This is a genomic window from Streptomyces niger (genome assembly GCF_000718305.1).
Taxonomy (GTDB): Bacteria; Actinomycetota; Actinomycetes; order Streptomycetales; family Streptomycetaceae; genus Streptomyces; species Streptomyces niger.
In genome coordinates, this window is record NZ_JOFQ01000016.1 from 1 (window position 1) to 21792 (window position 21792).

The following is a 21792-nucleotide window of genomic DNA, read 5'->3' on the forward strand; positions in this document are numbered from 1 at the left end:
TGCGCGTCGCTCAGTTCATGTCGTCGCACCATGCCGGACGCATGCCCTCACCACGGCCTGGTCCACCCTGCTGACAAGAGCCATCAGAAACGACCTAGGGAGGCGATCCAGCGCCGCTCTTCGGGTGCGATCTCGTAGAAGTAGTCGGCGGGGTACTCGCTGCGCAGCGGGTACGTGCGGTCGGTGCCGCCGGACTCGGGCACGGGGACGCGGCGCAGGGTGCGCTCGTACCCGATGGGGGTACCTCCCAGGCCCTTAAGGCACTGGGGGAGCCAGGCCTCGTCGGCCGGGGCGAGGACGCGGGTCCCCTCGCCCTCGGGGACGGCGATGTTGGACCACCAGTAGACGGGCGCGGTGTGGTGGTGGGGATTGAGGATGCGCACGCCGACGTACAGGAAGTCGGAGCCGTCGGGGAGCCAGAGGTCGACCTGGAAGGGGAGGTCCCGCAGCCGTTCCCACTCCCACAGGCGCAGCATCTCCCCGCCGTCCGGCGCCGGCACGCGTGCGGCGTGCACGGGCGCGCAGGAGAGCGTGGTGTGTCCGGTCGCGCCGATGTTCCACTCGATGCCGCCGGAGAACCACGCGCCGTTGAGGGCGAAGTCCGCGGGCTGGAACACCGGGTTGCGGTAGAGGAGTTCGCGGCCCGTGGGCTTGTGGTGCAGGGAGTGGACGCGGCCGCCGAGGCCGGGCAGGACGGTGGCGCGCAGCCGGTCGTTCTCGATGACCAGCGCGTCGAGAGCGGTGGGGGTGCGGTGCCGGGAGTATCCGTCCCGGCGGCGTACGGGGAGCAGCGATTCCAGTGGTCGGTACGCCAGTTGCCGGGCCATGTCGGCGGGCACGTCCGTGCCCTCGGGGACGGTGCTGCGGTGCACGTCCCGGGGGCCGGCCAGCGCGGGCAGCGGGTTGTCCGGGCCGACGGCCGCCGCGGGCAGGGTGAGGGTCGTGCGTCGCACGCTCGTGGTCACGGCGCCTCGCAGTCGGAGCGGGCCGCCCCGGTCACGGCGGCCGTCTGGTGACCATGGAACCCTCTCGTGCCCGCCCTGAACAGGGCGTCCTCCGGTCAGGGTTGCGCAAAAAGAAATGCGCGCGACAGGGCCGTGCAAGATGATGGATGCTGACCTCGTACACCGTACGAGGCGGCGTTGCGCCACGACGAAGGCGAGGACGGACGGGATGGCCACCGAGCACACCTACCGCGTGATCGTGCGCGGCACGTGGGACGGGCTGACCGAGGAGGCCAGCGCCCGGCTGCTGGCCGAGGCCGACGACCACGGCCTGGCGCAGCTGCGGTTCACCCCCGAGGGGTCGCTCGCGTACGACCGGTCGCTCACCTCGTTCACGTACCGCTACGTCATCGTCTCGGACGCGGCCGACGGCGAGGAGCTGGCGGCCGCGCTCGCGGAGGAGAAGGCCGAGCAGGCGCTGCGCGCCGCCGGGCTCGGCCACCGTGGCCTGCGCTCCTCGGCCACGGACATGGACACGATGAAGGTCAACCGGAAACGGCGCTGAGGGGGCGGACCGGCGATGCGGGGTTCACGGGGCTTCCGGGGGGAGCATCTCGGCGGTGATCGCCCAGCGCTCGTGGTCCCGCCAGGCGCCGTCGACGAAGAGGAAGTCGGGCGAGTAGCCCTCCTTGCGGAAGCCGTTGCGGCGGGCGAGCGCGATGGAGGCGGTGTTCTCCGGCTGCACGTTGATCTCGATGCGGTGCAGCCCGAGCGGCCCGAAGGCGTACCGCAGGACCAGTTGCAGGCCCTCGCTCATCAGGCCGCGGCCCGCCGCGTGCGCGAAGGCTCCGTAGCCGGCCGCGCCGCAGCGGAAGGCGCCGTGCACGATGTTGTTGACGGTGAGGTAGCCCGCGATGGAGCCGCCGTCGAGCTCGCAGATCAGGAAGCCTTCGCGCCCGGGCTCCTGCAGCCGCGCGTAGTACGCGTCGTACGTCGCCTCGTCGGCGGGCGGGGCGAGCCAGGGCCGGTGCAGCTCCGCGCTCTCCCGGACCCGCGCGGTGAACTCCGCCCGGTCCTCGGGCCGGAACGGTCGGATGCCCACGCGCGCGCCGCGGGCGAGGTAACGGTCGGCATCCGGGACGGCAGCGGTCGAAGGGCGTCGGTCGTCGGTCACCGTCGGATGGTATCGGTCGGGCGTACGGAGTTCCGGACGCTCGGGACGTCCGTGCCCTCACCGCCACGCAGGCGCGTCGGCGCCCCACTCCCCCGGCGGCCGGGACCAGTTGGCGGGTCCGCCGGCGAAGGAGACCGGCGGCAGCGCGTGCCGCAGCCGGCCGAGGGGGCTCGCGGTCTCCGCGAGCCGGGCGGCCGGGTCGTACGTGTCGGCGGGGGCGGGGGCGCGCCGCGGCAGGACATCGGTGAGCAGCGCGGCGGTCTGCGCGAGGGCCAGCGTCGCCAGCCGCGCGCCGCCCGTACGGGACCGCTCCGTCAGCGCCCGCAGCACGGCGGCGGCCAGCAGATAGCCGGTGCCGTGGTCCAGTGCCTGCGCGGGCAGCGCTCCGGGGGTGCCGTCGGCCGCCGCCTCGGTCACGGCGATGCCGGTGGCGGCCTGGACGAGGCTGTCGAAACCGCGGCGGGCGCCCCAGGGGCCGTGGTCGCCCCAGGCGGACAAGCGCGCGACAACGATGCCGGGGCGGCGCTCGGCGAGCGCTTCCGGCGCCAGTCCGAAGCGGTCCAGGGCGCCCGGCCGGTACCCGGTGACGACCACGTCGGCGGACGACAGCAGCTCCTCGAACGTCGCGCGCCCGGCCCGCGCATCGAGGTCCAGTACGGCCGAGCGCTTCCCGAAACCGGTGTCGGCGTGCGTGTCCCGGCTCTCCGGCAGGCCGGGCGCGTCGATCCGCAGCACATCGGCGCCGAGCAGCGCGAGCGTACGGGTGGCGACCGGCCCGGCGAGCACCCGCGACAGGTCCAGCACGCGCAGCCCGGCCGCCGGCAGCAGTGGATCGCCGGTCGGGCCGGGCGCGCGGCGGGGCGGCGTGGCGGGGCCGAGCGGTTCGAGGCGCAGCAGCGGCCGGCGGGCCACGGCGGCACCCTGCGGGTGACCGGCCCATTCCTTCGCGTCCCGGACGGCGACGGCGAGGCCGCCCGCCGCGTACACCGCCTCTTCGGTCTCCCCCGCCCGCCGGTCCGCCAGTTCGGCGGCGAGCGCGACGGGCCCGGCGGACTCCGGCAGGCCGAGCGCTGCGAGCAGCCGGGCGCGGTGGTGGGGGTAGTTGGCGTGGGTGCGCAGCCAGCCGTCGGCGGTGCGCCAGAAGCCGGAGAGCGGCGCGAAGGCCGTGGGCGCCCGGCCGTCGATGCGCAGGTGCCGTTCGCTGAGGAAGGCGGTGGCCACGGCCCCGTCGTCGACCTCGACGGCCGGCAGGGCGCCGCCGGTACGGGCCGCCGCGAGCTCCGCGCCGGCCAGCGCGCAGACCGTGACGGTCGCCCGGGCCAGGTCCATGACCGGGAGCCGCGCGGGCAGCAGCCCCCGCGCACCGCTGTGGCGCACCCGTCCGGTCAGGCCGGCCTCGCCGCCGAGCGCGGCCCAGGCCAGGGCCGCCGCGTCGTCCCGGTACTGCGTGTCGTCACTCATGGCGCCAGTGTGGCACTGAGTGCCACTCGCGAGAAGAGCGCCTGCCGGGGCGCGGTGACCGGAACCGGGTCGGCGCGAACCGTTCGCCACACCCGGCACTTCTCGGCCACGCGAGGGCCGGTTCACGCGACATCCTCGGCGCGCGGCGGACTCGGCTCGGCCGCCTTGCGGTCACCGCAACGCCCCATCTCGCACCGGAACGTCCTGTTCGGTCACCGCCTACCAGAAGGAGCGGCAACTCTTGGCAGTAGCTGACCACTTGGCTGAACTTGGCGTAGTGATTTCTCCTGACCTGACATGAAATGAGAAGTGGCACAACCGAGTCACCGCACCGGAGGTACGCCGTGTCGGAAGTCATATCGGAAGCGGTTCCGGAGACCGTCGCGTTTCCGCAGGACCGCACCTGTCCCTACCACCCGCCCACCGCCTACGCACCCCTGCGTGACCAGGGGCAGCCCCTCAGCCGCGTCCACCTCTACGACGGACGGGAGGTGTGGATGGTGACAGGGCACGCCGAGGCACGCGCCCTGCTCACCGACCAGCGGCTCTCGTCCGACCGCATGAACCCCGATTTCCCGGCCCCCAGCCCCCGGTTCGAGGGCCTGCGGACCGAGGACCGCAAGAGCCGCACCACGCTCCTCGGGGTCGACGACCCCGAGCACAACGTACAGCGGCGGATGCTCATCCCCAGCTTCGGCCTGAAGCGGATCGCGGCGATGCGCCCGCGCATCCAGCAGATCGTCGACCGGCTGCTGGACGACATGGAGGCCGGCGGTCACCCGGCCGAGCTGGTGTCGGCGTTCGCGCTGCCGGTGCCGTCCATGGTCATCTGCGAGCTGCTGGGCGTCCCGTACACCGACCACGAGTTCTTCGAGGACGCCTCGCGCCGGCTGCTGCGCGGCCCGACCGCTGCCGACTCCCGCAAGGCGCTGGACGACCTGGAGGAGTACTTCGGCGAGCTGATCACCCGGAAGGAGGCCGAGCCGGGCGACGGGCTGCTGGACGAGCTGATCGCCGACCGGCTGCGCACCGGCGACCTGTCGCGCGAGATGTTGGTCAGCATGGCGATGATCCTGCTGGTGGCCGGGCACGAGACGACCGCCAACATGATCTCGCTGGGCACCTTCACGCTGCTCCAGCACCCCGAGAAGCTCGCGGCGCTGCGCGCGGACGCCGCGCTGATGCCCGCCGCCGTCGAGGAGCTGCTGCGCTACCTCTCCATCGCGGACGGCATGCTCCGGGTGGCGGCCGAGGACATCGAGGTCGGCGGCGTGACCATCCGCAAGGGTGAGGGCGTGGTGCTGTCCACCTCGCTGGTCAACCGTGACGCCACGGCGTACGCGGCGCCGGACGAGCTGGACTGGGACCGCTCCGCGCGGCACCACATCGCCTTCGGCTTCGGCATCCACCAGTGCCTCGGGCAGAACCTCGCCCGCGCCGAGCTGGAGATCGCGCTGCACTCGCTCTTCGTCCGGTTCCCCGGCCTCCGCCTCGCGGCGCCGGCCGAGGAGATCCCGTTCAAGCCCGGCGACACCATCCAGGGCATGGTGGAACTCCCCGTCGCCTGGTAGCAGTTGACAGCACACCGCTCAGCACCACCGGAGCCGGCCCCGTCCCCGACACGGCAGCACCACCACCGCGCCGGGCCGGCCCCTTCCCCGCAAGCCACCCACGGATTCAGGGACCGACCATGCCGACCACCCAGCACATCAGCATCGACACGGACCGCTGCATCGGCTCGGGGCAGTGCGCCCTGACCGCGCCGAAGACGTTCACGCAGGACGACGACGGTTTCAGCGCACTGCTGCCGCCCGACGAGAGGGCGTCCGAAGACCCCCTCGCGCGCGAGGCCGCCCGCGCCTGCCCGGTGCAGGCGATCACGGTCGCCGAGGACTGACCCGACCGGCTACCGGCCCGCCAGCGGGAGTTCGAGCGTGCCCGTGTCCTCGGGTGCGCTGACGACGGTGACCGGCTTGACGCCCTTGTTGCCGTAGTACGCCGTGTCGCTCGCCGCGAGGACGAACCGCAGGCGGTGGCCGGGCTGGTAGCGATGTACGAGGGCGGGCAGCTCGACGGTGAACGGACGGGTCACGTCCGGGACCCGAGCGGGCGCCACCAGCCGGTGCACCAGCGTCTTGGAGCCGTCCGGCGCGATGTCGTACAGCTTCGCGAAGAGGACCAGCTTGTCGGCGGCGTCACCGGAGTGCTGCACCCGCTCCGTACGCGGCGAGACCACCTTCAGGGTGGCCTTCGGCGCGCCGACCACGTCGACCGGCCGGCCCTCGACCGGCTCGGAGGTCCAGTCCAGGTACGTGCCCTTGATGTCGTACGGCGCGGGGTCCGGCAGCCCCAGGAGGCCCGCGAGCTGGGACTCCGAATGGCTGGTGGGCAGCAGCCCGTTGCGGTACTCGCGGCTGCCGCGCGCCACCTCCGCGCGGTCGTCGACGAGCTTGCCGTCACCGGAGAGGTAAAGCTTCCAGGAGTCGCCGCTCGCGGGGAACGTGGCGGACGTGCCGTACGTCTGCCCGACCGGCATCCAGTCGCGGTAGTAGGCGAAGGCGGGCCCGGTGTCGGTGCCCTTCTCGTGCCGGAGGTAGCGGTCGAACCAGGCGAGGATGCGCTGCCCGACGTAGCTCGTCTCCAGGTTCCCCTCGGACAGGTTCAGCTCGCCCGAGGCCGGATCCGTCATGCCGCCGCTGTGGCCCCAGGACTGCCAGATCATCTTGGTCTCGGTGCCCTGTGCCTTCAGCGTCCGGTAGGTGGCCGCCGCCTCGTTGAGGTTGAACAGGCTGTCCGCCTGGCCCTGTACGAGCAGGGTCGGGGCCTTCACGTCCTTCAGGTACGAGACCGGGCTGACGCTGCGCGCGTAGTCGAGGATCGGCTTCGTGCTGTCGGCCGGGTACCGGCCCGAGTCCAGCCACCGCTTGGTCTCGCAGGCCTTCGCGACGAAGTGCAGGCAGCCGGCGCCGCCCAGCCGGGACGGGTCCAGGCCGGGGTGGAGCAGCCCCTGCGCCTCGCCGATCAGGAAGAAGCCGTTCGTCCACTCCTTCTTGTAGACGCCCGGGACGTCGTTGTTGACGCTGCCCGCGGGCTGCTCGGCGTTGTTGGGGTCCAGCGCGTACGCCAGGTCGTTCCAGGTGATCAGCGGTACGAGCGCGTCCACACGGTGGTCGACGGCGGCGGTGGCCATCTGGATCGCGCCGCCGTACGAGCCGCCGATCATGCCGACGCGCGGATCGGCGGCCGCCGTCCCGCCCTTGCCTTCTTTGGTGACGTAGTCGACGCGGGTGCCGTCGTCGGCGGTGCGCGTGCCGGCGAGGAAGTCGATGAGCCGGCTCGCGGCTCTGCCGTCGAGCGAGGGGTCGTCCAGCGAGATCGGACAGCCCGACTTGCCGAAGCCGAGGCCCGAATAGGACAGCGCGACATAACCGCGCGCGGCGAACGCCTGGGCCGTGGCGGCGGTCGAACCGTCCGCCTTGTCGCCGCCGAAGCCGTTGGTGGTGAGGATCGCGGGCGCGGGGTGTGCCGCGTCGACGCCGGCGGGACGGTAGAGGTCGGCGTCCACGGTGCAGTCGCGGTCACCGGCGTCCACGGTCAGCTGCACGGCGGTGACGTCGTACGGTGCGGCGGCCGCTGACGCGGCGGACGCGAGGGCGAGCGGGGCGGCCAGGGAGCCGGCGGCCAACAGGGCGAGTGACGTGCGGAGAAGGGGGCGGGGCACTGCTCGGTACACGCTGACCTCCACAGAGACACGCCATACCTACCAGTCAGTACGGCGCGCTCATGGTCCGACATGCGTTTTGGACATGTCAACGGAGTTGACGAGAGTTCTTACCCGAGCGTCAGTTACCGCTGCTCACACCGTTGTTGACATGCGCACCGTAGGGGTCGCACCGCCGTGCGACGCACCGCCGCCCGGTGGCACCGGGCCCGTCAGAACAGTGGAGGAACGTCGAACGTCAAGGTGCCCGCGTCCGCGTCCAGTGTGGCCGGGACGCCCAGCGGCACCGTGAGCGCCGAGTCGCCGTGGCCGAAGCCGAACTCCTCCACCACCGGCACCCCGAGGCCGCCCAGCCGGTCCGCCAGCACCGCCCGGATCCGGTCGTACGGACCGCACCGCGCCCAGGACCCGAGTACGACCCCGGCGACCCCGGCCAGCGTGCCGGAGCGGAGCAACTGGGTCAGCGCCCGGTCGACGGCGTACGGCTGCTCGCCCACGTCCTCCAGCAGCAGGAGGCCGCCCGCCGCGTCGCGCCGGGCGTCCGGCGTGCCCGCCTCGCTCGCCAGCAACGCCAGGCAGCCGCCGAAGGTGACGCCGTGCGCCCGCCCGGGTACGAGCGTGCGCGCCGTGCCGGGCGCCAGGGTCGTCACGGCCGGGTCCTCGGGAGTGAAGAGCGTGCGCCGCAGCTGGTCCCGGGTCGGCTCGTCCTTGAGGAAGACCTCGCCGGCCACCGCGGGCCCGTGCAGCGTCGCGACGCCGGCGCGCAGCGCGAACGCCTCGTGCACCACCGTCACATCGCTGAACCCGACCAGCGGCTTGGGCCGCGCCGCCCGGACCGCCGCCCAGTCCAGCAGGTCCACCATCCGCTGGGCGCCGTACCCGCCGCGGGCGGCGAACACCGCGGCCACCTCGGGGTCGCACCAGGCGTCCTGGAGGTCCCGGGCCCGGCACTCGTCCGGCGCCGCGAGGTACGCCAACTCCGGGTGCCCGGTGCGGACATGCGGCGCCGGCACCGGTTCGAGGTCCCAGCCGCGCAGGATGTCCAGGCCCGCGTCCAGCCGTTCGGGGGCGACCGGGCCGCTGGGCGCGACCACCGCCACCCGGTCCCCGGGGCGCAGTCGCGGCGGCCTGGCCCCCGCCCGCACGGTCACCGCGGCGCCTTCCGTATGTGCACCCTCACCACTGCCTCTCCCCTACCGGCGGCCCGGCCCTCATTTGCCCAACTCCAGCGCGGGCACGTCCGCACGCTCGATGCCGAAGGCCTGCGCGTACAGGGAGAGCTCCGCCTCGACGGCGCGGACGAGGGTGTCCTCGCGGCGGAAGCCGTGCCCCTCCCCCTCGAACGTCAGGTAGGCGTGCGGGATCCCGCAGCGGGTGGCCTCGGCGAGGAACCGCTCGGCCTGCGCGGGCGGGCAGATCACGTCGTCCAGCCCCTGGAGCAGCAGGAACGGTACGGAGATCCGGTCCACCCGGTGCGCCGGCGAGCGGTCGCGGTACCGGTCGGGGACCTCGTCCGGCGGCCCGACCAGCGAGTGCAGGTACCGCGACTCGAAGTCGTGGGTCTCCCCGTCCGCCCAGGAGGCCAGGTCCAGAACGGGGTAGCTGATCGTGCCGCAGGCGTAGAGGTCCGTGCCGGCCAGCGAGGCCGCGGTGGTCCAGCCGCCGGCGCTGCCCCCGCGGATGGCGAGCCGGGAGCGGTCGGCGGTGCCCTCCTCGGCCAGCGCCTCGGCGACCGCCGCGCAGTCCGCCACGTCCACCACGCCCCACTGCTCGCGCAGCCGCTCGCGGTACTCCCGGCCGTACCCCGTCGAGCCGCCGTAGTTGACCTCCGCGACGCCGAAGCCGCGCGAGGTGAAGTAGGCGATCTCCAGGTCGAGGACGAGCGGGGCGTGGCCGGTCGGGCCGCCGTGCGCCCACACCACGAAGGGGGCCGGCGCACCGTCCGGCGCGGCGTGCGTGGGGCTGTGCGGCGGGTAGATGTGCGCGTGGATGTCGCGCCCGTCGGGGCCGGTGAACGTGCGCTCCTGCGGTTCGGGGTAGTACGCCGGATCCAGCGCGTCGGTATGGGGCGCCGCTATCACCCGCGCCCGGCCCGTCACCGTGTCCAGCTCGACGATCTCGTACGCGCTGCGCGGGCTCGCGGCGATGCCGATCACCCGGCTGCCGTGCACGGCGAGCGAGGGCGCCCACTCCGTCCAGGGCCCGGCCGCGTCGACCAGCTCGCCGCCGACCGGGTCGAGGATGCCCAGGCAGTTCGTGCCGTGGCCGTGCAACGTGGCGATCGTGCCGTCCTCCAGCGGCAGGAACCAGCGCAGCCCGACCTTCCACAGCGGCCCGCCGAACTCCTCCCGGCGGGCCGGGCACAGCCGGGTGCTCGGCGCGCTGCCGTCGCCCGCCGCGTCCGGGTGGACGCGGCGCAGCTCCCACCAGCCGTCGGCGTCGGACACGAACAGCAGCGAGCCGTCCGCGGCCCACTCGATCTGAGCGACGGACTCGTCGACGCCCCCGGCCAGCGGCCGGATGCCGGTGAAGCCGCCGTCCTCGGTGACGTCCGCGTGCAGCACGACCGTGCCGTCCCAGGGCATCCGCGGGTGGTCCCAGGCGAGCCACGCGGCACGCCGGCCGTCCGGGGAGAGCCGCGGGCCGGTGACGAAGCGGTGCCGGTCGTCGCTCAGCTCACGCACGGCCGAGCGGTCCCGCGCCGCCGAACCGTCCAGCGGCACGGCGGCGATGACCCGGCGCACGTCCGACGGGCCCTCGCCGGTGAACTCCTCCAGTACGCACCAGACTTCGCCGCGCTCCGGCAGCACCACCGGATCCGCCCAGCGCAGCCCGCCACCGACGGCGGAGAGCGGGGTGAGCGGCCGGGGCTCGCCGCCCTCGTCCGGCGCGTACGCGTACAACCGCTGGTCGGCGAAGTGCACGAAGACCAGGAGGGTGGCGCCCCGGGCGTCCTGCGCACCGGCCCAGGGCTGGCCGCCGTACTCGATGACCCGACTGCGGACGTTCCACGGCGGCGGCAGCACCGACTCCTCGGTACCCTCGGGGCCGCGGCGGATCAGCGCGCGGCGGCCGCCCTCCTCGGGCCGCGGCGCGGTCCACCACACCTCGTCGCCCACCACGCCGAGGTACTCCGGACGGCCGTCGTGGGCGGCCACCAGCCGGCCGTCGATGGGGGACGGCCAGGTCCCGTAGGGCGCCGTGGTCACCATGGCGGTGTTCCTCTCAGTCCGTTCGTCTCCGTCGGTCCGGTCGTCGCCGGCGGCCCGTTCGCCTCCGGCGGTGCGGTCCTCGCCGGTGGTGCCGGTCGGCTCCGCCGCTGCGTGGGGCTGCTCCCGCGCGTCCTCGCCTCCTCACCCCGTGCTGTGCACCAGGAAGTCGTCCAGCACCCGCACCCCGAAGTGCAGCGCCTCCACCGGCACCCGCTCGTCGACGCCGTGGAAGAGCGCCTGGTAGTCGAAGCCCTCGGGAAGCTTCAGCGGCGAGAAGCCGTACCCCCTGATGCCCAGCCGGGAGAACTGCTTGGCGTCCGTGCCGCCCGACATGCAGTACGGCACGACCCTGGCCTGCGGGTCGAAGCGCTCGATGGAGTCCCGCATCGCGGCGTACGTCTTCCCGTCCACGGGCGCCTGCAGCGCCACCTCGCCGTGGTGGACCTCCCACTCCACCTCCGGGCCCGTGAGCCGGTCCAGGGTGGTGCGGAACTCCTCCTCGCCGCCGGGCAGCACCCGCCCGTCCACGAAGGCCGTGGCACTGCCGGGGATCACATTGACCTTGTAACCGGCGTCCAGCATCGTCGGGTTGGCGCTGTTGCGCACCGTCGGCGCGACCAGATCGGCGGCCGGGCCGAGCGCGGCCAGCAGCGCGTCGACGTCCCGCGCGAGATCCCGCTGTTCGGCGGCGTCCAGCCGGGCCTCGACGCCGTGCAGCGCGGCCAGCTCCTGGAGCGCCGCCCGGACGGTGGGGGTGAGCCGCACCGGCCATTCGTGCGCCCCGATGCGGGCGACGGCGGCGGCGAGCCGGCTCACGGCATTGCTGTGGTTCACCTTGGAGCCGTGGCCGGCCTTGCCCTTCGCGGTCAGCTTCAGCCAGGCCGTGCCCCGCTCCCCCGCCGCGATCGGGTACAGCTGGAGCCCGTCGCCCGCGTGGAAGGTGAAGGCGCCGGACTCGCTGATGCCCTCCGTGCAGCCTTCGAAGAGGCCGGGGTGCTCGTCGGCGAGGAAGCCGGAGCCGTCCTCGGCGCTGGCCTCCTCGTCCGCGGTGAAGGCGAGCACGACGTCCCGGCGGGGGCGGGCCCCGGCGCGCGCCCAGGCCCGCACCGTGGCCAGCATCATCGCGTCCATGTTCTTCATGTCGATCGCGCCGCGGCCCCAGACCACGCCGTCCACGACCTCGCCGGAGAAGGGGTGCACGCTCCAGTCGTGCGGCGCGGCCGGCACCACGTCCAGGTGGCCGTGGACCAGCAGCGCGTCGGCGCCCCGGTCGGTGCCCTCGATACGGGCCACGACGTTCGTCCGCCCGGGGCTGCGCTCCAGCAGCGTGGGCTCGATCCCGGCGTCCGCCAGCCGCTCCGCGACGTACTCGGCGGCCGGCCGCTCCAGGCAGTCCCCGTTGCCCCGGTTGGTGGTGTCGATCCGGATCAGCTCGGAGGTGAAGCGGACCACCTCCTCCAGCGCCCGGGCGTCCACGGCACTGTCCGGACGGGCGCCCGGCACGGATCTGTCGCCGTCGACCAGCTCCTCCACATCGGTCATCTGCTCAGCCATACTGCTCCTCCACGGCGGACGAGACGAGGGTGGTGACCGCTTTGAAGCAGCGGATACCTTCGTACATGGTCGGGCTCTCGTAACTGACGCGGCGGGTGCCGCTGCGCTCCACGCCCGGCACGACCGTGGCGGCTCCCACGAGGTGCTCGGCGTCGAACTCGACTTCCACGGTGAACGGGCCGCGCCGCGCGGGCGCGTGCCGCCGCGCCAGCGCCGCCGCCTCGCGGGCGCCGGCCCTGATGTCGGCCGCGGTACGCGCCGGCGGGCGGCACACCGCCGCATACCGCGACACGTAGTCCTTCACTGCGATGCCCCGCGCCTGCGGGGCATATCCCTGCGCGTCGGCGCACGTCCGGTCGTCCCCGGTCACCAGCACCACCGGGACGCCGTACTCGGCGACCACGAGGGAGTTCAGATACCCCTCGCTCGCCGGGACGCCGTCGACCCACACGCCGGTGATCGAATTGGCGAGGTAGGTGTGTGCGAGCACGCCTTCCGTCCCGGCACCGGTGTGATAGCCGACGAACGCCAGGCCGTCCACATCGCCGTGCTGCACGCCTTCGACCATGCTCAGCGACTTGTGCCGGCCGGTCAGCATCTGCGCCCGTTCGTCCAGCTTCTCCAGCAGCAGATTGCGCATCGTCCAGTGCGCCTCGTTCACCAGGACGTCGTCGGCACCGCCGTCGAAGAACCCGGCGATCGCGGCATTGACGTCGGAGGTGAACAGGTGACGGCAGCGCTCCCACTGACTCGTCCCCGGCAGCACGTCAGCGGGCCAGGTCACGCCCGTGGCGCCCTCCATGTCGGCGGAGATGAGGATCTTCACCATGCACCAGTCCTATCGCAGGTCAGGCCCGTGACGCGGACGACCCCCGCGCGGCGCGGGGATCTTCACACTCCGTCACGTTACGCGACCCCACCGGACCGGGCCATGCCTGTGGAAAACTCCTGAGGTCCAGACCACCGGCGCTCCACCGCGGGCCGTCGCCGAGGCGGCCCGCTCCGCGCGTGACCTGCGAGGGAGTCGCGCAAAAGGCCGTCACCGCAGGTGGCTTGGCCGGTATCGTGCGGGCGTGACCGAGACCTGGAAGCCCACTGACGAGGGCGTGCTGCAACTGCCTTCCGGGCTGCTGGTGCGCGGGCGGGGGCTGCGGCGACCGCGGCCCGCCGGGCCGGATCCCACGTACGGCGTCTATCTGCTCGGCAAGCCGCCGCCGGAGCTGCCCTGGGAGTCCCGGTGGCTGCGCTGGCCCGATTTCCGGCTGCCCGGCGACCGCGCCCGGACCTCGGCCGTGCTCACCGAGGCGTGGGAGCGGGCCGGCACCGAACGGGTCGAGGTCGCCTGCGGTGGGGGCCGCGGCCGGACGGGTACGGCCCTGGCCTGCCTTGCCGTACTGGACGGCGTCCCGGCCGACCGGGCGGTGGAGTTCGTACGGCGCCACTACGACCGGCACGCCGTCGAGACGCCCTGGCAGAAGCGGTACGTCCGCCGCTTCGCGGGCTGAGGGCACCCGGCGCCCCCGTACGTACGGCGCCGCTCCCGGCCGGTCAGGGGACGAGGCGCTCCCAGAGCAGCAGGGCGCCGATGAGGATCATGGCGGCGCCCGAGACGCGGGTGACCGCGCGGGCGACGACGGGCCGGGCGCGCAGGACGGTACGGGCGAGCACGCCGACTCCCGTGTAGACCGCGCCGCAGTTGGCCATGTGGACCAGGCCCAGCACGGCGATCTGGGCCGCGAGCGGCCAGCTGCTGCCGCCGGCGTGGGCGGCGGCGAACTGCGGCAGCAGGGCGAGGTAGAGCAGCAGCGCCTTGGGGTTGAGGCCACTGATGCCGGCCCCCTTGAGGAGCCGCGCCCCGGCGCCGGCGCCCGCCGGCACCTCGGACGGCTCGGCCGAAGCGGGCGCCGCGGGCCGGAGCAGGGTCAGGACCCCGAGCCGGACGAGGTACAGGGCGCCGAGCACCGTCAGGGCGGTGAGCACCGCCGGATTGCTCGCTACCAGGGCGGCCACGCCGGCGACGACCACGAGGGTGAGCCCCACGTAGCCGAGCATCAGGCCGCCGACCGCCGGCAGGACGGACCGGTCGCGGAGGCCGGCGGTGATGGCGTACGCCCAGTCCGCGCCCGGCACGAGGACGAGGAGGACGGACACTGCCCAGAAGGCGGCTATGGAGCTGGCGGCCATGACGTGGTTCTCGCTGGTTCTCTCTGTGCGGACGGCGGCAGAGAGGGAGATTAGTCACGGAAACGCGAAAAGTGTTTCCCGATATTGTCGTCCCGCGGGATGCCTGTGGAAGGATTTTCCCCATGGACGACTTGGACCGGACGATTCTTGCGGAGCTCCAGGAGGACGGCCGCCTCACGGTCACGGAGCTGGCGGCGCGGGTCGGGCTCAGCCTCTCGCCGTGCCACCGCCGGCTGCGTGAGCTGGAGCGCAGCGGCGCGATCCGCGGCTACCGCGCGGTCGTGGACGCCGAGGTGGTCGGGTTGAAGTTCGAGGCGCTGGTCTTCGTCACCATGCGCCAGGAGGACCGCAGCACCGTCTCCTCCTTCGAGGAGGCCGTCGCGGGCATCCCTCAGGTGCTGCAGGCGCAGCGTCTCTTCGGCGACCCGGACTACCTGCTGCGCATCGTGAGCGCCGACCTGCCGGCCTTCCAGCGGCTCTACGACGAGAAGCTGGCCACGCTGCCGGGGGTGCAGCGGCTCAGCTCCACCCTCGTGATGAAACACGTGGTGTACGAGCGCCCGCTCCCGGCGTGAGACGGCCGCACGGCCCGGGGTTCGGAGGCCGTGCGGCCGCCCGGCTCCGGGCCGTACGGGACGTTCCCGGGCCGGTCGGGAGGCACGGGATTCAGCCGGCCGTGTCGGCGCCCGTGGGGAGCGGCGGCTCGGCCTCGATCCGGGCCAGTTCCTCGTCGGTGAGCAGCCGGGACCGGATCAGGAAGCGGACCCCCTCGGGAGCCTCCAACGAGAAGCCGCTGCCCCGGCCCGGCACCACGTCGACCGTGAGGTGCGTGTGCTGCCAGTAGGTGAACTGGTCGGCACTCATCCAGAACGGCGCGTCCCCGGCGACGTGGCCGAGGAGCACGTCGGCACCCCCGACCCGGAACTCGCCCCGCGGATAGCACATCGGGGCGCTGCCGTCGCAACAACCACCGGACTGGTGAAACATCACCGGGCCATGCGTCTCCGTCAGCCGAGCCACCAGCTCCTCGGCGGCCGGCGTCAGTTCGACGCGTCGGGTGGGGGCGTCCATCAGAAGAACCCGAGCTTCTTAGCCGAGTAGCTGACCAGCAGGTTCTTGGTCTGCTGGTAGTGGTCGAGCATCATCTTGTGGTTCTCGCGGCCGATGCCGGAGTTCTTGTAGCCGCCGAAGGCCGCGTGCGCGGGGTAGGCGTGGTAGCAGTTGGTCCACACGCGCCCGGCCTTGATCTCGCGGCCGAGACGGTAGGCGGTGTTGCCGTCCCGGGTCCACACGCCGGCGCCGAGGCCGTAGAGCGTGTCGTTAGCGATCTTCAGGGCCTCGTCGACCGAGTCGTACGTGGTCACCGAGACGACCGGGCCGAAGATCTCCTCCTGGAAGATCCGCATGTCGTTGGTGCCGCGGAAGATCGTCGGCTCGATGTAGTAGCCGCCCTCGAAGCCGTCGACGGTCCGGGCGGCACCGCCGGTGACCAGCTCGGCGCCCTCCTTCTTGCCGATGTCGATGTAGGAGAGGATCTTCTCGAACTGGTCGTTGCTGGCCTGCGCGCCGATCATGGTCGCGGGGTCCAGCGGGTTGCCGCTGACGATGGCCTTCGTGCGCTCCACGCAGCGGGCCATGAAGTCGTCGTAGATCGAGGAGGGGATCAGCGCGCGGGACGGGCAGGTGCAGACCTCGCCCTGGTTGAGCGCGAACATCACGAACCCCTCGACGGCCTTGTCCAGGAAGTCGTCGTCGGCGGCCATGACGTCCGGCAGGAAGATGTTCGGGCTCTTGCCGCCCAGCTCCAGCGTGACCGGGATGATGTTCTCGCTGGCGTACTGCATGATCAGGCGGCCCGTGGTGGTCTCGCCGGTGAACGCCACCTTGGCGATCCGCGGGCTGGACGCGAGCGGCTTGCCGGCCTCCACGCCGAAGCCGTTCACGACGTTGACCACGCCCGCCGGCAGCAGGTCGGCGATCAGCTCGACGAGGACCAGGATGCTGGCGGGGGTCTGCTCGGCGGGCTTGAGGACCACGCAGTTGCCGGCGGCCAGCGCCGGGGCCAGCTTCCAGATGGCCATGAGCAGCGGGAAGTTCCACGGGATGATCTGGCCGACCACGCCCAGCGGCTCGTGGAAGTGGTACGCGACGGTGTCGGCGTCGATCTCGGAGATCGAGCCCTCCTGGCCGCGTACGGCGCCCGCGAAGTAGCGGAAGTGGTCCACGGCCAGCGGCAGGTCGGCGGCCAGCGTCTCGCGGACCGGCTTGCCGTTCTCCCACGTCTCGGCGACCGCGAGCCTTTCGAGGTTCTCCTCGATGCGGTCGGCGATCTTGTTGAGGAGGTTGGCGCGTTCGGTGGTGGAGGTGCGGCTCCACTTCGGCGCGGCCGCGTGCGCGGCGTCCAGCGCGAGCTCGACGTCGGCCGCGGTGGACCGCGCGACCTGGGTGAACGTCCGGCCGTCGATCGGCGAGGGGTTGTCGAAGTACTGCCCCTTCACGGGGGCGACCCAATCGCCGCCGATGAAATTGTCGTAGCGCTGCTTGAAGCTGACGACGCTGCCTTCGCTGCCGGGCTGCGCGTACACCATGGTGCGCTCCTCAGAAGTGCGGGTTTCTACGGGGTGCGGCACACCCTCACCCCGTGAGGTTGGCGAAAGGTTGGCGTAACCTTTCCGTGGCCGGCGGGGACCGTTCCGCGGTCCGGCGGGGGCCTCTCCGCGGTCCGCCGGGCCGGCATCCGCTGGGGCCGTCAGTCGCGCAGTGCGGTGCTCAGCCGGCCGGCCGCGAGGGCGCGGCGGGGGTCGCCGGCCGGCAGGACGCGCAGCGCGTGTTCGTGGATCTCGGCGTCGTGCGGGACGCGCTCGCCGTATACGAGGGCGTGGTCCGGGACGGGACTGGCGAGGGCGGCCTCGCGGACCGCGACCTCCAGGTGCTCCCGCCAGGCCTCGATGCCCGGCGCCTCGGACTGCGGCAGCAGCGGCCCTCTGTACCGGGCGAGCGCCCCGTCCGTGTCACCCGCCGCCAGCGCCCGCAGCACCTCCACGGCATCGCACTCGACGGGCGTGGTCAGCGCGTACCGGCGGGTCGCGACCCCACCGCCGAGGGCGCGCCGCAGGTGGGAGACCTCGGCCTTGAAGGTGGACGCGGTCACCGGGCGTTCGCCGTACAGCGCGTCCCGCAGCCGCTCGGAGGTGAAACCCGCCGGCTCCAGCGCGAGCAGCGTGAGGATCTCCAATTGGCGGGGGCGCAGCCGCAGCCGGACGCCACCGCGCTCCGCCTCCTCGGCCCCCAGGCAGGTCAGCCGGACACCGGCCGGTGGGCCCGGGACGGCGGCCGTGCCGCTTCCCCGGTGGTCGCCGAGGTCGGCGCGGAGCCGGGTCTCGATGGTGGAGACCAGGGTGCGGACGGTGGACATGGCGAGCGGGTGCGAGCGGTCCCAGGTGGTGGAGAGGTCCAGTACGCCGAGGATGCGGCCGTCGGGGGCGTGGATCGGGGCGCAGTAGCAGGCCCAGCCGTGCAACGCGGCGACCAGGTGCTCGGCGGAGAAGACGGCGCTGGGGCGGCCGGTGCGCAGCGCGAGGGAGAGCGCGTTGGTGCCCATGGCCTGCTCGTCCCAGCGACCGCCGGGCGCGAAGTTGACCCGCTCGGCGCGGCGCCGCATGACGCGGCCGCCGCAGGTCCACAGGAGGGTGCCGGACTCGTCGGTGACGCCGGCGACGAACCCGGCGTCGTCGGCGATGCTGTTCAGCTCGTCGGCGAGGTCGATGACCGGGCGCCGCAGTGGCGAGTCGGCCCACCGCGGGCGCACCTCGCCGCCGTCCGTCACCGGGGCGCTGGCGGCGCCCGGGTCGACGGTGTGCAGCGAGCGGACCCAGGAGTCGGCCACCTCCCGGCGCAGCGGGGCCTCGCCTTCCAGTACCCGCCGGGCCTCGCGCAGCTCCGGTACCCAGCGGGCCCACTCGCTCTCCAGCGCGGCTCTGCGCTGCCGGAGGTCACTCCGCACTGATGACATGAGCGTCCCGAACCTTGTCGTCTCCAGCAGGGTCAACCAATAATCGTCTCCCGGAAACCGCCGGGGCGCACCTGTCCGGACGGACAGGACGTCCCCGTCCCGGAGGACGGTACTGCCCCCACCCCCGCCGCCCGTAGCGTTGTGCGCATGTGACAGGGGTGTTATTGATCGGTGAACGCAAAAATACTGCGCTCCGCGCACGGAGCACAGACCCCCAGCCCAGGAGGGTGCATGCCGCTGTCGGACGGCGCCGTGACGGCCGGCGGTACGGAGGCGTCCCCCGTGCAACTGGCCAAATTCCATGCGCCCGAAGTGGTGTTCGGTACGGGCTCGCTGGCCGAGCTGGGCCACTGCGCGCTGCGCGTCGGCGGTCGACGCCCGTTCCTCGTCACGGACCCGGGCCTGATCGAGGCCGGCTGGGTGGACGAGGCGGTCGGCCATCTGCGGCAGGTCGGACTGCGGCCCGTGGTGTGGCACGAGCTGACGCCGAACCCCAAGGACCACGAGGTGGAGGCCGGTTTCCAGCGGTACGCGGAGAGCGGCAGCGACGTGATCGTCGCGCTGGGCGGCGGGTCGTGCATCGACGCGGCGAAGGGCGTGGCGATCCTGGCCAGCAATGGTGGCCGGATCCTGGATTTCGAGGGCGTGGACCTGGTGGGGCTGCCGATCCCGCCGACCGTGATGGTGCCGTCCACGTCCGGTACGGGCGCGGACGTCTCGCAGTTCGCGGTGATCACCGACACCGCCGAGCAGGTCAAGATCACGATCATCAGCCGGACGCTGGTCCCGGAGATCTCGCTGATCGACCCGCGGCTGCTGACCACCATGCCGGACTGGCTGAACGCCGCGACCGGCCTGGACGCCCTCACGCACGCCATCGAGTCCTTCGTCTCCCGGGCCCACAACCCGCTCACCGACACCCTCGCGCTGCACGCCGTACAGCTGATCACCGGCCATCTGCGGGGTACCCAGACCCGGCCCAAGGAGGTCAGCCCGCGGCTGGCGATGGCACAGGGCTCACTGGAGGCCGGCATGGCCTTCACCAATGCGATCCTCGGCGCGACGCACGCCATGAGCCACCAGGTCGGCGGGTTGCTGGACGCGCCGCACGGCGTGGTCAACGGCGTGCTGCTGCCGCACGTGATCCGCTTCAACGCGGCGGCCCGGCCGGACCGTTTCGTCGCGCTCGCCTCGGCCGCCGGGCTGGCCACCGACGGCGTCCCGCCGGAGGAGGCGGCGCTGGCGCTGGCCGAGCGGGTCAGAACGCTCGCGGACGACGTGGGCGTGCCGAAGGGCCTGGCCAGCCTCGGCGTCGCCGAGGCCGACCTGCCCCGGCTGGCCCGGACCACGCTCAAGGACGCCTGTCTGGCCACCAACCCGCGGGACGCCGGGGCGCAGGACATCGAAGCGCTCTTCCGGGCCGCACTGTGAGGCGGGCCGCATGAATGTCTACGGTCGGGCGCCGGGCAGCGGGACGGACCTGGGCGCGCTCACCGGGCTCCGCTCGGGCAAGCGGTCCTTCTACCCCGCGTACGTGCGCTCCAACGAGCGCCTGGAGCGGGCCGTGGAGGCGCTGGACGGCATCTCGCGCGCCCTGGTCCGCACGGCCGAGGGGCCGCGGGCACTGGTCGAGGCGGTGGTGCGGGCCGCCGCCGAGCACCTGCGGGCGCGCCGGCTGCTGCTGGCCGTGGCGGACGGCGCGCTCCGTGCGGCCCGCCCGCGCTTCCTGCTGCTCGCCGACGACGTGCTGATCGACGACGAGACGATGCTCCCCGCAGATGTACGCGCGCACCTGGCGGTGTTGCGGACCCGGCCGTGGGAGGCGGAGTCGGCGGACGGCGGCGACGGCTGGGTACGGGCGCCCATGACGCTGGACGACGAGCCGGTGGGCGGGATCGCGGCGCAGCCCGGTACCGGCCTCGAAGTCGCCGACACGGACCTGGCGATCCTGCGCGTCCTGGCGAACCAGGCGGCCGTCGCGCTGCACAACTCCTACCTCTTCCACTCCGCGACCCGGCTGCGCGGCCGTACGGAGCAGCTCTCCGAGGCGGCGGCCCGGCAGGCCAAGGACCTCGCGGCACGCAGCGCCGAGCTGGCCGAGACGCAGGCGCGGCTGGTCGAGGCGATGCAGCGGCAGGCGCTGGACGACGAACGGCACCGGATCGCCCGCGAACTGCACGACAGTGTCACGCAGTACGTGCTCAGCGCGGGCATGACCATGGAGGTGTGCCGGGCCGAACTGGCGGCCCTGGGCGACCCGGTGGCGGAGATCGCCGACCGGCTCGCGGCCGCCAAGGACCTCAACCGGCAGGCCGTGGAGCGGCTGCGGGCCGCCATCTACGCGCTGCACCACACCGCCGACGAACCGCCCGGCCCGCTCCCGGTGATGCTGGAACGGCTGTCCACGGTGCACCTCCGGTCGGACCTGGAGGTCCGCGTACGAGTGGCGGGCAGTCCCGTACCGCTGCCGCCGCGCGCCGAGCAGTCGCTGCTGCGGCTGACGGGCGAGGCGCTGTTCAACGCGGGCGCGCACGGCGGCGCCCGCCAAGCCGTGGTGCGCCTGGGGTACCGCCCGGACACGGTCGTCCTGAGCGTGTCGGACGACGGTACGGGCGAGCCGGCGCAGCTGCGGCGAGCGCTGCGGCTGTGCCGGGCCGCCGACCTCTCGGGCCGCCACCGCGGGCTGGCCAACATGCTGGCCAGGGCCGAGGAGCTGGGCGGCACCCTGTCGATCCGGCGGGCGCGGCTGGGCGGCATCCAGCTGCGGGTGCAGATCCCGCTGCCGGTCCCTACCGATCCGGAGATCGCCGATGACGAGTGAGACCCAGATGACCACCGAACAGCGCACGTCCGGCACCACGCAGACCGCCGCGCCCACCGCCCGGGTGCGGGTCGTCCTCGTCGACGACCACGCCATCGTGCGGCAGGGGCTGCGGTCCATCCTGGAGCGGGAACCGGACCTGGAGATCGTCGGCGAGGCCAGTACGGCGGCGGAGGCCACCGCCGTCACCGAGCGCACCCGGCCCGACATCGTGCTGCTGGACCTGAAGCTGTCCACCGGCGCCGACGCGGAGGGCCTGGAGCTGTGCGCGCGGCTCACCGGGGACCACCCCGGCCTGGCGGTCCTCGTCCTGACGACCTTCCTCGACGACGCGCTGGTGGTGGGCGCGATCCAGCACGGCGCGCGCGGTTACGTCGTCAAGGACGTGGACACCACCGAACTGCTGCGCTCCATCCGGGCCGTGGCCCGCAACGAGAGCGCCTTCGACTCCCGTTCGGCGGCCGCGATGGTGCGCTCCCTGCGGCCGCCCGCCGACCGGCCGGTCTTCACCGAGCGGGAGCTGCGGGTCCTGGAGCTGCTCGCCCGCGGCCTGAGCAACCGCGACATCGGCACCCGGCTCTACATCTCCGAGACCACGGTGAAGTTCCACGTCCGCAACATCATGCGGAAGCTGGACGCGGCGAGCCGGGCCGAGGCGGTGTACGAGGCGAGCAAGATGGGCGTGATCTGACCGCCGGCCCGGCGTCCC

Annotated in this window: 19 protein-coding genes and 1 pseudogene; 8 read left to right on the forward strand and 12 right to left on the reverse strand. The window is 73.2% G+C overall.

Features of this window, described 5'->3' with window-relative positions; translation table 11 throughout:
• Positions 1–95: 95 nt before the first annotated feature.
• Positions 96–965 (reverse strand): annotated as a pseudogene (locus IF20_RS26965) (DUF5107 domain-containing protein); the annotation flags it as partial.
• 208 nt (positions 966–1173) lie between these two features.
• Here IF20_RS26965 and IF20_RS26970 point away from each other — a divergent pair.
• Entirely contained in the window at positions 1174–1509 is a 336-nt protein-coding gene (locus IF20_RS26970; RefSeq protein ID WP_052867955.1) for a DUF6204 family protein, read from the forward strand.
• Between the two features lie 24 nt (positions 1510–1533).
• On the opposite strand, the gene IF20_RS26975 is transcribed toward IF20_RS26970, so the two are convergent.
• Positions 1534–2118 carry a GNAT family N-acetyltransferase gene (locus IF20_RS26975; protein ID WP_052867956.1) on the reverse strand — a complete coding sequence of 195 codons (585 nt, stop codon included), beginning with the start codon at positions 2116–2118 and terminating at the stop codon, positions 1534–1536.
• Between the two features lie 57 nt (positions 2119–2175).
• A complete protein-coding gene (locus tag IF20_RS26980) occupies positions 2176–3579 on the reverse strand; it encodes a CoA transferase (protein ID WP_052867957.1) in 1404 nt (467 codons plus the stop codon).
• A gap of 302 nt (positions 3580–3881) precedes the next feature.
• Here IF20_RS26980 and IF20_RS26985 point away from each other — a divergent pair, with 302 nt between their 5' ends.
• Both IF20_RS26985 and IF20_RS26990 read left to right on the forward strand, forming a co-directional pair.
• Positions 3882–5150, forward strand: coding sequence for a cytochrome P450 (locus IF20_RS26985; RefSeq protein WP_052867958.1), 1269 nt, complete (start codon positions 3882–3884; stop codon positions 5148–5150).
• A 119-nt stretch (positions 5151–5269) separates the two neighbouring features.
• A complete protein-coding gene (locus tag IF20_RS26990; RefSeq protein WP_052867959.1) occupies positions 5270–5476 on the forward strand; it encodes a ferredoxin in 207 nt (68 codons plus the stop codon).
• A gap of 9 nt (positions 5477–5485) precedes the next feature.
• Here the strand turns inward: IF20_RS26990 and IF20_RS26995 are convergent, their stop codons facing one another.
• From IF20_RS26995 to IF20_RS27015, 5 genes are all read right to left on the reverse strand, one after another.
• Complete coding sequence (locus tag IF20_RS26995; protein ID WP_234426837.1) at positions 5486–7312, reverse strand: CocE/NonD family hydrolase; 1827 nt, start codon at positions 7310–7312, stop codon at positions 5486–5488.
• A gap of 200 nt (positions 7313–7512) precedes the next feature.
• Complete coding sequence (locus IF20_RS27000) at positions 7513–8451, reverse strand: S66 peptidase family protein (protein ID WP_052867961.1); 939 nt, start codon at positions 8449–8451, stop codon at positions 7513–7515.
• Between the two features lie 60 nt (positions 8452–8511).
• Positions 8512–10512: a S9 family peptidase gene (locus IF20_RS27005; RefSeq protein ID WP_052867962.1), complete on the reverse strand. Its 2001-nt coding sequence runs from the start codon at positions 10510–10512 to the stop codon at positions 8512–8514.
• Between the two features lie 141 nt (positions 10513–10653).
• Complete coding sequence (locus IF20_RS27010; RefSeq protein WP_110944601.1) at positions 10654–12054, reverse strand: M20/M25/M40 family metallo-hydrolase; 1401 nt, start codon at positions 12052–12054, stop codon at positions 10654–10656.
• 4 nt (positions 12055–12058) lie between these two features.
• Positions 12059–12892, reverse strand: a complete 834-nt coding sequence (locus IF20_RS27015; RefSeq protein ID WP_052868036.1) for a M55 family metallopeptidase — start codon at positions 12890–12892, stop codon at positions 12059–12061.
• A 247-nt stretch (positions 12893–13139) separates the two neighbouring features.
• Here IF20_RS27015 and IF20_RS27020 point away from each other — a divergent pair, with 247 nt between their 5' ends.
• Positions 13140–13571 carry a protein-tyrosine phosphatase family protein gene (locus IF20_RS27020; protein WP_052867963.1) on the forward strand — a complete coding sequence of 144 codons (432 nt, stop codon included), beginning with the start codon at positions 13140–13142 and terminating at the stop codon, positions 13569–13571.
• A 43-nt stretch (positions 13572–13614) separates the two neighbouring features.
• On the opposite strand, the gene IF20_RS27025 is transcribed toward IF20_RS27020, so the two are convergent.
• Positions 13615–14250 (reverse strand): LysE family translocator, encoded by a 636-nt coding sequence (locus IF20_RS27025; protein ID WP_052867964.1) that lies wholly within the window; start codon positions 14248–14250, stop codon positions 13615–13617.
• 122 nt (positions 14251–14372) lie between these two features.
• Here IF20_RS27025 and IF20_RS27030 point away from each other — a divergent pair, with 122 nt between their 5' ends.
• The gene (locus IF20_RS27030) at positions 14373–14825 is read left to right on the forward strand and encodes an Lrp/AsnC family transcriptional regulator (protein ID WP_052867965.1); all 453 of its coding nucleotides are present in this window, start codon (positions 14373–14375) and stop codon (positions 14823–14825) included.
• Positions 14826–14916: 91 nt separating this feature from the next.
• On the opposite strand, the gene IF20_RS27035 is transcribed toward IF20_RS27030, so the two are convergent.
• From IF20_RS27035 to IF20_RS27045, 3 genes are all read right to left on the reverse strand, one after another.
• Positions 14917–15321 (reverse strand): DUF779 domain-containing protein, encoded by a 405-nt coding sequence (locus IF20_RS27035; RefSeq protein ID WP_052867966.1) that lies wholly within the window; start codon positions 15319–15321, stop codon positions 14917–14919.
• A complete protein-coding gene (adh, locus tag IF20_RS27040) occupies positions 15321–16838 on the reverse strand; it encodes an aldehyde dehydrogenase (RefSeq protein WP_052867967.1) in 1518 nt (505 codons plus the stop codon). The genes IF20_RS27035 and adh overlap by 1 nt, the downstream gene beginning before the upstream one ends.
• Positions 16839–16999: 161 nt before the next feature.
• Positions 17000–18262, reverse strand: coding sequence for a GAF domain-containing protein (locus tag IF20_RS27045; protein ID WP_052867968.1), 1263 nt, complete (start codon positions 18260–18262; stop codon positions 17000–17002).
• Positions 18263–18493: 231 nt separating this feature from the next.
• On the opposite strand from IF20_RS27045, the gene IF20_RS27050 reads away from it, so the two are divergent.
• The 3 genes from IF20_RS27050 to IF20_RS27060 are packed head-to-tail and all read left to right on the forward strand — an operon-like array spanning position 18494 to position 21774.
• Positions 18494–19693 (forward strand): iron-containing alcohol dehydrogenase, encoded by a 1200-nt coding sequence (locus tag IF20_RS27050; protein WP_052867969.1) that lies wholly within the window; start codon positions 18494–18496, stop codon positions 19691–19693.
• A gap of 10 nt (positions 19694–19703) precedes the next feature.
• Positions 19704–21083: a MadS family sensor histidine kinase gene (locus tag IF20_RS27055; protein WP_052867970.1), complete on the forward strand. Its 1380-nt coding sequence runs from the start codon at positions 19704–19706 to the stop codon at positions 21081–21083.
• The gene (locus IF20_RS27060; protein ID WP_324605596.1) at positions 21073–21774 is read left to right on the forward strand and encodes a MadR family response regulator transcription factor; all 702 of its coding nucleotides are present in this window, start codon (positions 21073–21075) and stop codon (positions 21772–21774) included. The genes IF20_RS27055 and IF20_RS27060 overlap by 11 nt, the downstream gene beginning before the upstream one ends.
• Positions 21775–21792 lie beyond the last annotated feature (18 nt).

Bases quoted from the DNA above. Each gene is read 5' to 3' on its own strand.
- IF20_RS26970 (WP_052867955.1), top strand. From the start codon at position 1,174: ATGGCCACCGAGCACACCTACCGCGTGATCGTGCGCGGCACGTGGGAC.
- IF20_RS26980 (WP_052867957.1), bottom strand. From the start codon at position 3,579: ATGAGTGACGACACGCAGTACCGGGACGACGCGGCGGCCCTGGCCTGG.
- IF20_RS26985 (WP_052867958.1), top strand. From the start codon at position 3,882: ATGAGAAGTGGCACAACCGAGTCACCGCACCGGAGGTACGCCGTGTCG.
- IF20_RS26990 (WP_052867959.1), top strand. From the start codon at position 5,270: ATGCCGACCACCCAGCACATCAGCATCGACACGGACCGCTGCATCGGC.
- IF20_RS27005 (WP_052867962.1), bottom strand. From the start codon at position 10,512: ATGGTGACCACGGCGCCCTACGGGACCTGGCCGTCCCCCATCGACGGC.
- IF20_RS27010 (WP_110944601.1), bottom strand. From the start codon at position 12,054: ATGACCGATGTGGAGGAGCTGGTCGACGGCGACAGATCCGTGCCGGGC.
- IF20_RS27025 (WP_052867964.1), bottom strand. From the start codon at position 14,250: ATGGCCGCCAGCTCCATAGCCGCCTTCTGGGCAGTGTCCGTCCTCCTC.
- IF20_RS27030 (WP_052867965.1), top strand. From the start codon at position 14,373: ATGGACGACTTGGACCGGACGATTCTTGCGGAGCTCCAGGAGGACGGC.
- IF20_RS27035 (WP_052867966.1), bottom strand. From the start codon at position 15,321: ATGGACGCCCCCACCCGACGCGTCGAACTGACGCCGGCCGCCGAGGAG.
- adh (WP_052867967.1), bottom strand. From the start codon at position 16,838: ATGGTGTACGCGCAGCCCGGCAGCGAAGGCAGCGTCGTCAGCTTCAAG.
- IF20_RS27045 (WP_052867968.1), bottom strand. From the start codon at position 18,262: ATGTCATCAGTGCGGAGTGACCTCCGGCAGCGCAGAGCCGCGCTGGAG.
- IF20_RS27050 (WP_052867969.1), top strand. From the start codon at position 18,494: ATGCCGCTGTCGGACGGCGCCGTGACGGCCGGCGGTACGGAGGCGTCC.
- IF20_RS27055 (WP_052867970.1), top strand. From the start codon at position 19,704: ATGAATGTCTACGGTCGGGCGCCGGGCAGCGGGACGGACCTGGGCGCG.
- IF20_RS27060 (WP_324605596.1), top strand. From the start codon at position 21,073: ATGACGAGTGAGACCCAGATGACCACCGAACAGCGCACGTCCGGCACC.